General features: G+C 39.1%; 9 protein-coding genes and 6 tRNA genes. 7 read left to right on the plus strand and 8 right to left on the minus strand.

All coding sequences use genetic code 11. The features are described 5' to 3' along the window. Nucleotides 1-101 precede the first annotated feature (101 nt). The 7 genes from F3G98_RS07690 to F3G98_RS07720 form a co-directional block, all read right to left on the minus strand. Nucleotides 102-186, minus strand: a tRNA-Leu gene (locus F3G98_RS07690). A 14-nt stretch (nt 187-200) separates the two neighbouring features. Beyond that, nucleotides 201-277: transfer RNA gene (locus F3G98_RS07695), tRNA-Arg, on the minus strand. 15 nt (nt 278-292) lie between these two features. Beyond that, a tRNA-Arg gene (locus tag F3G98_RS07700) sits at nt 293-369 on the minus strand. A 6-nt stretch (nt 370-375) separates the two neighbouring features. Next, nucleotides 376-452, minus strand: a tRNA-His gene (locus tag F3G98_RS07705). A 9-nt stretch (nt 453-461) separates the two neighbouring features. Further along, nucleotides 462-539: transfer RNA gene (locus F3G98_RS07710), tRNA-Pro, on the minus strand. A 166-nt stretch (nt 540-705) separates the two neighbouring features. Beyond that, on the minus strand, nt 706-1,176 hold the full coding sequence (locus F3G98_RS07715) for a prepilin-type cleavage/methylation domain-containing protein (protein ID WP_107965291.1): 471 nt from the start codon (nt 1,174-1,176) through the stop codon (nt 706-708). A 128-nt stretch (nt 1,177-1,304) separates the two neighbouring features. Then, nucleotides 1,305-1,736, minus strand: a complete 432-nt coding sequence (locus F3G98_RS07720; protein WP_107965290.1) for a type II secretion system protein — start codon at nt 1,734-1,736, stop codon at nt 1,305-1,307. A 150-nt stretch (nt 1,737-1,886) separates the two neighbouring features. Here F3G98_RS07720 and F3G98_RS07725 point away from each other — a divergent pair, with 150 nt between their 5' ends. Beyond that, nucleotides 1,887-2,750, plus strand: coding sequence for a cytochrome-c peroxidase (locus tag F3G98_RS07725; protein ID WP_149725974.1), 864 nt, complete (start codon nt 1,887-1,889; stop codon nt 2,748-2,750). Then, nucleotides 2,743-5,160, plus strand: coding sequence for a bifunctional diguanylate cyclase/phosphodiesterase (locus tag F3G98_RS07730; protein ID WP_149725975.1), 2,418 nt, complete (start codon nt 2,743-2,745; stop codon nt 5,158-5,160). Before F3G98_RS07725 ends, F3G98_RS07730 begins: the two co-directional genes overlap by 8 nt. Nucleotides 5,161-5,370: 210 nt before the next feature. Here the strand turns inward: F3G98_RS07730 and F3G98_RS07735 are convergent. Continuing rightward, nucleotides 5,371-5,445, minus strand: a tRNA-Glu gene (locus F3G98_RS07735). 65 nt (nt 5,446-5,510) lie between these two features. Here F3G98_RS07735 and F3G98_RS07740 point away from each other — a divergent pair. Genes F3G98_RS07740 through F3G98_RS07760 form a run of 5 tightly spaced genes read left to right on the plus strand, consistent with a single transcriptional unit; the run spans nt 5,511 to nt 11,467 of the window. Further along, entirely contained in the window at nt 5,511-5,981 is a 471-nt protein-coding gene (locus tag F3G98_RS07740) for a hypothetical protein (protein WP_021087028.1), read from the plus strand. Continuing rightward, the gene (gene nfo, locus F3G98_RS07745; protein WP_087581948.1) at nt 5,978-6,829 is read left to right on the plus strand and encodes a deoxyribonuclease IV; all 852 of its coding nucleotides are present in this window, start codon (nt 5,978-5,980) and stop codon (nt 6,827-6,829) included. Before F3G98_RS07740 ends, nfo begins: the two co-directional genes overlap by 4 nt. Next, nucleotides 6,826-8,058 carry an OmpP1/FadL family transporter gene (locus F3G98_RS07750; RefSeq protein WP_149725976.1) on the plus strand — a complete coding sequence of 411 codons (1,233 nt, stop codon included), beginning with the start codon at nt 6,826-6,828 and terminating at the stop codon, nt 8,056-8,058. Before nfo ends, F3G98_RS07750 begins: the two co-directional genes overlap by 4 nt. A gap of 8 nt (nt 8,059-8,066) precedes the next feature. Then, nucleotides 8,067-9,734 (plus strand): fatty acid--CoA ligase, encoded by a 1,668-nt coding sequence (locus F3G98_RS07755; RefSeq protein ID WP_107929798.1) that lies wholly within the window; start codon nt 8,067-8,069, stop codon nt 9,732-9,734. Continuing rightward, nucleotides 9,734-11,467 carry an ATP-binding protein gene (locus F3G98_RS07760; RefSeq protein ID WP_149725977.1) on the plus strand — a complete coding sequence of 578 codons (1,734 nt, stop codon included), beginning with the start codon at nt 9,734-9,736 and terminating at the stop codon, nt 11,465-11,467. Before F3G98_RS07755 ends, F3G98_RS07760 begins: the two co-directional genes overlap by 1 nt. Nucleotides 11,468-12,473: the final 1,006 nt, after the last annotated feature.

Here is a 12,473-nt window from a genome sequence, read left to right on the forward strand (position 1 = left end):
TTGATAAGTGAAAATTTTTACTAAATTTTAAATAAGCAAATTTGATAAATTCAAATGAAAATCGAGTTTTTTAGAAGTTTTAAAGATGGATTTTAAAAAGATGGTGCGGATGAGAGGACTTGAACCTCCACGCCGTGGGGCACCAGATCCTAAGTCTGGCGTGTCTGCCAATTTCACCACATCCGCACAACAATAATAAGTGGTACGCCCATCAGGATTCGAACCTGAGGCCTACGGCTTAGAAGGCCGTTGCTCTATCCAGCTGAGCTATGAGCGCATAAAGTCTTTCAAGTGGCGCGCCCGATAGGAGTCGAACCCATAACCTACAGATCCGAAGTCTGTCGCTCTATCCAATTGAGCTACGAGCGCCCAAAATGGGGTGAGTGATGGGAATCGAACCCACGACCCTCAGGACCACAATCTGATGCTCTAACCGACTGAGCTACACTCACCGTTTAACATGGTCGGGGTGAAAGGATTCGAACCTTCGGCCCTCTGGTCCCAAACCAGATGCGCTAACCAGACTGCGCTACACCCCGCCTGAGTCGTGTTTGTAAGTTTATGCCACTACCTCATTAAAAAGTCGCATTGTATCTAAAAATGTTATTGTTGTCAAGAAAAAATTAGTTTTGGACTTTATTTTTATAAAATTTCAAGAATTAAGTGTAAATTTCAGACTTTAAAGCTTTTGATAAAAATATCTAGCTAAAAGACGATGCGAGCAGCGCTAAAGCTGATATGAGCTGGTAATGCTCCTTGTGCTGGCCTTATCATAGTCTGGCTAAAGCGCTTAAATTCTGGAGCTTCCCAAAGTTTTTTGCATAGGCCTTGCTCGCTGATATCTACTCCTAAGCAGCTTTGGTCTGCAGCAAAGAATTTTAATGAAATGCACTTTTCGTTTTTAGCAAAAAAGCCAAGATCACCAGAGCTACCCACGACCCCAGCATTTGTCATCTCTTTAAATTTAACTTTATTATTCGCAGTATCAAGGGCTAGTTTGCCTTGTGATATATAGTAGGCATTTATCTCTTCGATAGCCGTTCTAATCTCCGCCATAGTCTTTACTAAGACCGCATCATCTCTTGTAGCGCTGATCCTTGGGATAGCGACCGCGGCTAATATGCCGATGACAACTATAATGAGAATTAGTTCGATCATAGTAAAAGCTTTTTTCATTACTTCATCCTTGAAATTTGAAGTTGCGAGATTATAGCTAGAATTTTTATAAATGAAAGATAAATTTTGAAATTAAGTTAAAGAAGAGTGGCAAGGAATTTCCTTGCCAAAAAGCTAACGAGCTTAAATTATTCGTATTTTACGCCCATGCCGCCAAATTTAAGTGTATTTGCTGTTTTGTTATCATTGCTTTCAATGATTGTTTTTATGTTCTTTAGACCCGGTAAAGCCCAAACATCTTTACAAAGACCATTTGTTGCATCTATAGTAGCGGATATTTCACCTTTAGCATTGTCTGGTGTACCTATAGTTAGACAATTGTTTGTTTTTGCTTTAACAGGACTTGCAACATTTGACATTTTGCTAACATCGGTGTTAAAACTACCTTGTGAAGTATAGTAAGAGCCTAGGTCAGAAACAAGCGTTTGTATATTTGTAGCAGTTTTAGCTATCTCTGCATCATCCCTTGTTGCAGCTAGTCTTGGTATAGCGACTGCGGCTAATATGCCTAAAATCACGATCACGAAGATCAACTCGATCATTGTAAAACCTTTTTTCATGGTTCCTCCTTGAAATTTGTGTAATTTTTCGCGGATTATACAACATTTTTTTCAAAAGACAAATAAAAACTAAATTTTTTACAATTTAGCCGATTTGGTAGTTATGAAAAAGAATTCCGCTATAATGACGCTCAAGAATATGGAGATTTTATGAAAAAAGTTTTATTTTGGATGGTAGTATCTTTTTGTATTTTGAGCGCAAATTCATCATTTGAGCCAGTGCTTTCATCAAAATATGACGAAAAACAAGCCTACATCGGCAAGAAACTCTTTTTTGACAAAAGGCTAAGCACCACTGAAAACTACTCATGCGAAACTTGCCACAACTTATACTGGAATTTAAGTGGCACAAACTCATCTTACACCAGCCAAAAGGGCGTTATAAACCCACCTAGCGTGCTAAATTCGGCTTTAAATTTTCTATTTTTTACTGATGGTAGAGTAAGAAGCTTAAAAGATCAAGTAAAAGAGTCGATAAATTCTAGAAATGAGCTAAATTCAAACAAAGATGAGATAGTAAAAAAGGTAAAAAGCATAGGCGAGTATGGGATTTTGTTTAATGATGCATACGATGATGGTATAAACTACGAAAATATAGTAGATGCTTTGGTGGAATTTGAAAAGGCGGTTTTGAGCATTGATTCGCCATTTGATGAGTATCTAGCTGGCAATGATGACTCCATAAATGCTGAAGCAAAAAAGGGCTTTGAGCTCTTTAACAAAATAGGCTGTGTGGCTTGCCACAATGGTAGAAATTTAGGCGGAAATTTGATGCAAAATGTGGGCTTAAAAGATGCAGGTGAGAGCAGACGCCTCATGCGCGTGCCTTCGCTTAGAAATGTAACAAGAACGGCTCCATATCTAAGCAGTGGCGAAATGAGCGATCTAAAAGAGGTCATAGGCTTTGTGAGCTATCATCAGCTGATCCACACACTAAGTAGCGAAGAGCTGGAGCAAATTTATAAATTTTTGCTAACACTAAATGGACGCAGACCTAGGATACTAAATGAATAAAAGACAAGCAAATATCATCTTAATCGTCCTAGCGATCGTCTTTTTCTTTAGCTCAGCTTACATCTATATGGCAAATAGAGCTGTTACTGCTGTTAGTAAATTTAACGATACGATCTTAAGCCTTATCTTGCTAGATAACGAGCTAAGCTTTAGCTTAGAAAATAACGTACTTCGTCTAAACTACGACGATGTAAATAAAAATTTAAAAAGTTTTGATCAAAATTTAACCAGACTTGATGAGCTAAACGAGATCATACATGTCTTTTACCAAGAGAAAAATGCCAAAACTTTAAAGGTCATAAACGACGACTTTTTAAAAAAACAAAGGCTTGTAGATAGGTCAAACTACGCTAGCTCGTCAATGGCTGCTTATATCTTATCAGGTGAGTTTGAAATAGCATCAGAGAAAAAGCTAGATGCACTTAATGTGATATTTCATGCGATAAAAAGCTCAGCCATAATCAGCCCTGAAACGCTAAATCAAACAAAAGAGCAGATAGAAAAGTATAAAGATACCTACAAAAACGACACAAAAGCGATCTTGGTGCTAAATAAGGCAACTTACGCGCTTGAATTTGCAAAAAACCTAAGTGCCGTAGCTCAAGACTCTGTTGATCTAAAACTTGGTCATGAGCTAAGAAAATTTAGAGATGATACCCTAGCCTCTTACAAAATAATGATACGAAATATAGTAATAATGCAAGTGCTTTGTTTTATCAGCTTTGTGCTATTTTGCGCTTTAACTTTTTATCAAGCAAGGGTACTAGCTAAGCAGCAAAAACAGATAAAACTTCTAAAAACGACAGTGGATGCTGGACACAGCTCTATAGTCTTTTGTGACAATAACAATAAAATTTTATATGTAAATAAAACCTTTGAGGCAAAAACTGGTTATAAACTAAAAGACGTTATCGGAAAAAGCCCTAAAATTTTAAAATCAAATATGCACCCAGAGAGCTTTTACGCTGAGATAAGAAATGCCATAAATAAGCATACTTCTTGGGAAAGCGACGAGCTGATAAGCAGAACAAAAAGTGGCAAACTGCTTTATGAGAAGGTGCGTTTTGCGCCATTTTTCTTTGAGGGCAAGCTAGAGGGCTACATGGCTATAAAGCTTGACAGGACAAAAGAGCTTAGCATGCTTAAAGAGCTAACTCAAAAAAATGAGCAGATAAAAATTCAATCCTCAATCGACAAGCTAACTGGCTTTGGCAACTACTTTGCCCTAACTGAGATGATAGAGGCGAAAAAAGATGGAATTTTGATCAGCATAAGCATCAAAAACTACAAGATGCTAAGATTTTTCTACCAGACAAAGGTTATTGACGCTATGTTAAAAGCGGTGGCAAATACACTAAAACTCTGTGTTGATACCTACTCTATAAATGCTGAGTTATTTAGATTTCAAGATGATGCGTTTTACATCTGGTATCAAGGCGATGATATCGTTAGAGATATCGGCTTTATAAAAGAGTATTTTAACTTTAGCAGGATGAACATCGAGATAGATGGTAAATTTGAAAACCTACCTGGCATCAAGATAACTCTTGGCGTATCTTTGTCAAATGACACGCCGCAAACAAACCGCCTAATGCAGTCAATCCTAGCCAATCAACAAGCAAGCGATAGCGGCAACGAGATCTACTACTACCTAGAAAACGACGCGATCGAGATGAGATACTATAAAAACCAACTCATAACCGAACTCATCGAGTATGCTCTAGAAAACGACAAGGTGATAGTCGAGTGTCAGGGAATTTTTAACGTGCATGAAAATGAGACAGAGGCAAAATACTACGAAGTTTTGGTGCGTATAGTCGATCAAAACGGCAAGATCCGCTACCCAGGCGAGTTCTTAGAGATCGCGATGAAAACGCAACTCTATCTTCAGATAACAAAAAAGGTGATCGCTCTAGCCTTTGATCTAGTGAAAAAATATCCAGACTATACATTTTCTATCAACCTTTCAAGCTCGGATCTAACAGATCCTGGTGTGAGAGAAATTTTAGATGAAAAGCTAGAGAGCTGCCCAGATCCTAGTAGAGTTTGCTTTGAGATGCTAGAGAGCGAAGAGCTTAGCGACTACGGCATGGCAAATGAATTTATAAAAAGAGCTAAAAAATATGGATGTAAAATCTCGATCGATGACTTTGGCTCTGGCTACTCTAACTACTACCGAATTTTAGAGCTTGATATAGATAACATCAAGATAGATGGCTCGATCATCAAAAAGCTACCAACTGATGAAAACGCAAGGGTTTTGGTTGAGACTATCGTGAGCTTTGCTAGAAGACAAGGCTATAAGATAGTGGCTGAGTTTGTGAGCAACGAAGAAATTTTAGAATATATAAAGAAATTTGGAATTTCATACGCGCAGGGATTTTTACTAGGCAAGCCACATCAGATGTAAATTTTGCAGTTAATTTAGAGCCTATAAAAAACTAAATTTAACTGCTTTTTGCTTTTATACTCGTGCGAAACCTCTTTTTTAAATTTTGCTAGACGTGAAATTTGATCTCTTTTTACAAAACGAAAATTTAGGAATTTGTTTTTAGAAATCTTGAAATTTGGATTAACTAGATTTTAAAGCTTATGTGGATAAGATTTTGTCTTTTAGAAGTGGTGACCCATACGAGACTCGAACTCGTGTTACCGCCGTGAAAGGGCGATGTCCTAACCGCTAGACGAATGGGCCACGGTCGGTTATGAAGTTGGGATTATATTACTTTTTAACTTAAATTTACATAAAAGGACAAATCGTTGAAGAAATTTTCACTTGTTTTATTATCTGCTCTCATTTTTTCAGGCTGTGTTGCGACTAAAACACCGCAAAGCTCACAAGCTTTTCAGGTCACTTTATTTTCTCCTATGATAAAGATAAATGATGTTGGATTTTTTCACACTTATAAAAATGATCTAAATTTACAAATTTATAGCTCTGGCGTAAATACCGCAAATATCAATATAAAGGACAAAATTTGCGTAAATAGCGCTTGTTTTAAAAAGACAGAATTTAACGAGAAATTTTTTCTAGCGCCGCATTATGAGAGCCTTTTTGAAGAGATTTTGCAAAGGCAAAAAATTTATGACGGCAAAGGTCTAAGCACCACAGAGTGCGGCTTTAGACAAGATCTAAGTTCTTATTTTATAAAATACGAAGTTTGCGATAACTACGTCAAATTTATCGACAGCAAAAATAAAATAAAAGTGATAATAAAAGAGTTAAAATGAGATACATAGGGGCTCACGTAAGTGCGGCTGGAGGCGTCTTTAACGCACCGATAAACGCTGCAAAAATAGGAGCAAATGCCTTTGCGCTTTTTACAAAAAACCAGCGTCAATGGAGCGCAAAAGAGCTAAGCGAGGGCGAAATAGAGCAGTTTAAAGCAAATTTAAAAGCCTCTGGCATAAGCGCCGATCACGTCTTGCCACACGCAAGCTACCTCATAAATTTAGGCCATCCAGAAAAAGAGGCAAGGACTAAATCCCTTGAAGCCTTTATAGACGAGATAGAGCGAGCTAGCAAGCTTGGATTAAAACTTTTAAATTTCCACCCGGGCTCACACCTAAAGCAAATAAGCCAAAATGAGTGCCTAGATAACATCGCAAGATGCATAAACGAAGCGCTAAAACGAACAAGCGGCGTAAAGCTTGTCATCGAAAACACAGCCGCACAAGGCTCAAATTTAGGCTTTGACTTTGCGCAGCTGGCGTATCTGATCGAGCGAGCAGACGATGAAAGCAGAGTTGGCGTTTGCATCGATACTTGCCACGCATTTGCCGCTGGGTACGATCTAAGAAGCAAAGAGGCTTACGCTAAGACGATGGGCGAATTTGACGCGATCATCGGCTATAAATTTCTATCTGGCATGCACCTAAATGACGCTAAATTTGGGCTTGGCTCAAAAAAAGATAGGCATGAGAGCCTTGGCAAGGGCGAGCTTGGGCTTGGCGCTTTTGAAAATATAATAAATGATGATAAAATAGGCGAAATTCCCTTGATTTTAGAGACGATTGATGAGAGTATTTGGGAAGATGAGATCAAAATTTTAAGAAACCTAGAAAAGGAAAAGCTATGAAAAGAGTGCTTTTAAGCATTGTTGCGACGTGTTCTTTATTAAATGCTGGGGGTTATAAGGTCCCTGAGCAAAGTGCTGACTCTTTAGGGCTTGCTGCTAGTAACGTAGCCTTTAGTTTTGGGGCTGATGCGGCTTATTTTAACCCTGCAAATATGATGTTTTTAGACGGGCTTCACCATTTTGAAAGCACGCTTGGTTGGTTTCATATAAATTCCATCGATTTTAAAAGCGATGGTGGCAAGAGCTACAGCTCAGAGAAATTTGACTCACTAGCTGGCACATTTAGCTTTGTAACGCCAGAAATTTATGAAAACTGGAGATTTGGACTAGCTCTTGCTGTGCCTGCTGCCGTTGGCATCTCGTGGGAGGATCCAGAGACTGCTTTTACTGGCAAGAGGTTTAAACTACAAGTTGTCGAGCTAAATCCAACTGTAGCTTACCGCATAAATGACAAACTTGCCATTGCTCTGGGCGCTAGAGGCGTTTATAGCAAAGGCAAGATAGCAAGTGACTTTGGACGTTTTGGCTACAGAGAGATACAAGGCGATGGCATAAACTACGGCTACAACATCGCTCTTACATATAGACCTATCGAGGAGCTTAGCTTTGCAGTGACTTATCGCTCGAAGGTAAATTTAGAGCTTAAAGGTAGCGCTGATGCTGATTTTAACGGAGCTCTAGCACCTATAAGCTATCATGGCAAAACAAGAGTTGAGATCCCTCTACCTGCTCAGCTAGTGCTTGCGACTGGATATAAATTTAGTGATTTTACCCTTTTGCTAGCTTTTGAGAGGACTTACTGGTCTAAATTTAAAGATTATGACTTTGAATATGACGACAAGACGGCTATTCATTCACACCACCCTGCTTTTAAAATGTTTATGGACGATCCAGTCGTTAAAAACGCAAAAGATACAAACACATATAGGATAGGCCTTGCTTACGACGTAAATGAAAAACTTAGACTAATGGCTGGCTTTTCATACGATGAGGATATAACTAGTGGCGAACATACTGGCTTAGAGCTTCCAAACACCACCTATCAGGCATATTCGTTTGGAGCAAACTATAAATTTACGCCAAATTTAGAGCTAGGGCTAGGCTATCTCTATCAGCACCGAGACAAAAAGCGTGCGACAGATATAAAAACTGGTACCGGCTCAATGTCTGGCGAATTTGACGCAAGTAGCGTCCAGATAGCTGCAATGACATTTAAATACTCTTTCTAGGGCTAAAAATGCAATACTCTTATAATAATTTTTATGAAATTTTGACCAAAGTAGCAAAGCAGAGTCCAAACCAGATAGCGATCTTTGATGAAAAAGAGAAGCTAAAATACCACGAACTAAAGCAAAACGTCGATAAAGTGGCGGCTTACTTACAGCTTTGTGGGGTAAATTTTGGCGACAAAGTGGCTATGGCGGTGGCAAATTCGAAAGAATTTATCATCTCATACCTTGCCATCACGGCTATCGGCGCGGTCGCAGTGCCGATGAATACCTTTTTAAAGACAAATGAGTTTGAGTATATCTTAAACGACTGCGGCGCAAGGGTGCTCTTTGCCTCCAGCTCGCTTGCAAAGGAGCTAATCGCACTTAGTGAGCTTGAAATTTTAAGAAAAATAATCTGGATCGGTCAAACGCCAAAAAAACTTCAAAGTGCCTCAAAAGACGACTATGTAAGCGTTGATGAGGAGTATGGCGAGAGCGCTTATCTCTCTTCTACACCACAAATTTCAAAAGAGGATATGAGCAAGGGCTATGAAAATAACGGCGTTGTAAAAAATGTAAATTTCAGCGAAGCGCTCAATCACAAATACACCCTAAGCATCACAAAATACCCTAAAATAGACGATCTCATGCACATCATCTACACCTCAGGCACCACAGGCAAGCCAAAGGGTGCGATGATAAGCTATAAAAATATCTTCTCAAACGTCATCGGCGCGCACGAGCGTTTTAAGGTTAAAAAAAGCGATAGATTTATCGTATTTTTACCGATGTTTCATAGCTTTACGCTCACAGCGATGGTGCTTTTACCGATATATGCGGGCGCTTCGATGGTGCTTGTAAGATCGGTCTTTCCATTTTCAAACGTGCTAAAGCAGACGCTGCTTAAAAGAGTCACTGTATTTTTGGGTATCCCAGCCATATATACAGCCATCGGCAAGGCAAAAATTCCTTGGTATTTTAGATGGTTTAACCGCATAAGGTTATTTGTAAGTGGTGCTGCTCCGCTTGCTAAGCAAACGATCGATGATTTTAGAGTGAAATTCCCGCGCGCGACGCTCGTTGAAGGATACGGCCTTAGCGAATGCTCGCCAGTCGTAGCGGCAAATTTATTTGACAAGCAAAAGCTTCTAAGCGTAGGCCCCGCACTAAATGGCTATGAGGTCAAGATCGTAGATGATGAGATGATGGAGCTTCCACTCGGCCAGATCGGCGAGATCATCGTAAAAGGCGACTGCGTCATGCAAGGCTACTACGGCATGCCAGGTGTGACTGATGAGACCATCATAAATGGCTGGCTAAAGACTGGGGACCTTGGCAAGATCGATGAAGAGGGCTTTATCTACATCGTTGATCGCAAAAAAGACCTCATCATATCAAAGGGCATAAATATCTATCCACGCGAGATCGAAGAGGTCATCTATAAGCTTGAAGCAGTCGAAGCTGCAGCAGTCATCGGCGTAAAGGACGTGCATGCAGACGAAGAGGTCGTAGCTTTCATACAGGTAAAAGATGGCATGGATCTTGATGAAAAGACGGTTAGAGAGCATCTAAAGAAAAATTTAGCAAATTTCAAAATTCCAAAAAGCATTTATTTTGCCGAGGAGCTGCCTAGAAACGCGACTGGCAAGGTGCTAAAACGCGTGCTAAAAGAGCAGATAAAGGATAAAATTTAGTGAAGTATTTGCTTGATTTTCTAAACCAAGACCTCAAAAAAAGTAAAATTTACGAGCTGATAAAGTGCGGAGATGAAGAGGGAGAAATTTTAAAATATCTAAGCAAAGCCTACGTGCAAGGCACGGCTAGCATGAGCGTTTTTGAGCTACTTGGAGCTGTTTTTGGCACGCAAAACGACAAGCAGCTTTTATACCTTAAATTTATAAAAAACTTGCTAGATAGCGGCTGGATAGTGCAAAACTACAGCCTCTTTAAAATGCCAGAGAACTCGCAAAAAAGCTCTAACCAAGGGCTACTCTCGCTACTTCACTCTGAAATTTCACTCTCTAGCACATTTTTAAAGATCCTTGAAGATGGCAACGCTGATATAAATTTACCAGAGCTTGCGCCTTATGAAGATCATTTGGAGTATTTAAAAGATCAGTTTTTAAAGATAGAGCTTTACTCAAAGGCTGCGATATTTGAAGGTGGCTCAAATGACGCTAAAAAGCGCATAAACGAGCAAATTTCTGAGCTAACAAAGCGCATAAATGAGCGTGTAAAACTAAGCAAGATCAGCCTAAAAATAGAGCAAATTTTTAAAGAAAACTCACTTGATGAAAAAGAGCAGATCATATTTTTAGCCCTTTTAAAAGAGGAGTATGCGGGTGATTTTGAAAATGGTCGCGACCTAAACACGCTAGTTGGGCTAATAAGCAAAGATGAGCTTGAACGCATCAAAAATCGCACACTTTTAGAGGACGGCTCAAGGCTCATCGAGGGCTCACTAATCGACTACGACGAGGTTTTAAACGCTTATGGCAACGTAAGCAAGAGCTTTTTTATAAACGAAGAAATTTTGCAAAGCATAATGCACCCAAAAAATGACAAAAACAGCAAAAAAATCAAGATCGAAAGCCTAGTAAAAGAGCAAGAAATTTTTGAGCTCATTGAGCCAGTAACAAGCCTAGAAGACGTCGTGCTAAACGAAAAGACAAAGCAGCTTTTAAGCACGATACTAAAGCAAGTCGATAAAAAAGTGCTCGCTAGACTTAGCAGCTGGGGCATAAAAACTAGGAAAAATATAGACGCCAAGATCATCTTTTACGGCGAGCCTGGTACTGGTAAGACGATGAGTGCCGTTGGGCTTGCAAAGAGCCTAAAGAAGCAAATTCTAAGCTTTGACTGCTCAAAAATTTTAAGCAAATATGTCGGCGAGAGCGAGCAAAATGTAAGGAAAATTTTTGATACTTACAAAGAAATTTGCAAAAAAAGCGGCAGCGAGCCGGTGCTTTTGCTAAACGAGGCCGATCAGTTTTTAAGTACGAGAGTGGAGAGCTCAAGTGGGGCTGAGAAGATGCACAATCAAATGCAAAATATCTTTTTAGAGCAGATCGAGCGCTTTGAAGGCGTACTGATCGCTACGACAAATTTCTTGCAGAGCCTTGACGTGGCGTTTTCTAGGAGGTTTGACTATAAGATCGAGTTTAAAAAGCCCGATTTTAACGGCAGGCTCGCCATTTGGCGTAAAATTTTGCCTGAAAATGCGAGCTTTGAAGATGGCTTTAGCGTAGAAAGGCTGGCTGAGTTTAACCTAAGTGGCGCGCAGATCGTCCTTGCGCTAAAAAATACCGCATTGAAAGTGGCTATAAAAGATGATGGGATCTTTACCTTTGAGGACTTCAAAACCACGATAGAGCGCGAGCTAAACTCAAGCTTTGGCGAGGATAAAAAGATGGGATTTGGCTCTTAGCTTTTCCCTTAATTTATAAATTTGACTTTGCGCTACAAAAAATCGCTGGTTTGATAATAAATTTGCTTCACTCAATAAAAAATTTAGACGAGTTTTACCGCTAAAAACATTAAAAGCGCGAGTTAAATTTAAACTTTGGCGAGAAAAAAGAAAGCTTGTTTTTAGGCTTTTTTAAAGCTTTTTGCAAGGTTTGCGCTGCAACAAAGACCAAAGGCGGATATCAAATTTGCTTTTATCTATTAAATTTACAAAAAGCCTACCATTAAAAGTCGTAGAAAACTCGAAACAAATTCGATCTTTGGCGTAATTCTCTTACGCTTTTTTAAATATACGCTTTGCGTCACAAGACAAAGCCTAAAGCATCGGTGCTTGCCAAACTAAACGTGTAATTTTTACAATTAAATTTTGGCAAAAATATGGCAGGATAGACGCCTACACATAGGCTTTTTGCATAAATTTAACTCGCTCGCTTGCTTTAAATTTTAAAATTCTATCCACTCTGCAACTCCCATTTAGGCAGATAAATTTTTACATAAGCTATTTTATCGCTCTTTTGCCTATTGTAGGCTTTTTCATTAAGGTAGAGGGCTGCGGGTCAAAGTGTGAAATTAAATTTGAGCGAAAAAACTACAGCTTGGCAAATGCCAACTTATAGGCACTAGTATAAATTTACTACCCTAGCCTTTTCAAAATGGTAGCTTTTATCCAAAAACCGCAAAATTTTAAAATTTACCCACTCTGCCTTAAACATCAAGCGCACAAAGTGCATATCTCTAGTTGCGTATGCTTTTGCATTAAATTTTGTTTTTATCTATGCAAATTTGCAAAAGCCAATAACAAAACAAATGCTGTCATAACCGCTTAATGTAAATTTAACTCGCCCGCTTCAAATTTACTACCGCATTTTTTATCGCAAAACCAAAGAATTTTAAATTTTATCTGCCATTTGAAGCGCTAGCGTGACTACTTTTTTAAAACACTTTATCGTTTTTTGCCTAACACAAAA

This window comes from Campylobacter concisus (assembly GCF_902460895.1).
In the GTDB taxonomy this organism is placed as follows: domain Bacteria; phylum Campylobacterota; class Campylobacteria; order Campylobacterales; family Campylobacteraceae; genus Campylobacter_A; species Campylobacter_A concisus_BC.

Bases quoted from the DNA above. Each gene is read 5' to 3' on its own strand.
- F3G98_RS07725 (WP_149725974.1), top strand. From the start codon at position 1,887: ATGAAAAAAGTTTTATTTTGGATGGTAGTATCTTTTTGTATTTTGAGC.
- F3G98_RS07715 (WP_107965291.1), bottom strand. From the start codon at position 1,176: ATGAAAAAAGCTTTTACTATGATCGAACTAATTCTCATTATAGTTGTC.
- F3G98_RS07750 (WP_149725976.1), top strand. From the start codon at position 6,826: ATGAAAAGAGTGCTTTTAAGCATTGTTGCGACGTGTTCTTTATTAAAT.
- nfo (WP_087581948.1), top strand. From the start codon at position 5,978: ATGAGATACATAGGGGCTCACGTAAGTGCGGCTGGAGGCGTCTTTAAC.
- F3G98_RS07730 (WP_149725975.1), top strand. From the start codon at position 2,743: ATGAATAAAAGACAAGCAAATATCATCTTAATCGTCCTAGCGATCGTC.
- F3G98_RS07755 (WP_107929798.1), top strand. From the start codon at position 8,067: ATGCAATACTCTTATAATAATTTTTATGAAATTTTGACCAAAGTAGCA.
- F3G98_RS07720 (WP_107965290.1), bottom strand. From the start codon at position 1,736: ATGAAAAAAGGTTTTACAATGATCGAGTTGATCTTCGTGATCGTGATT.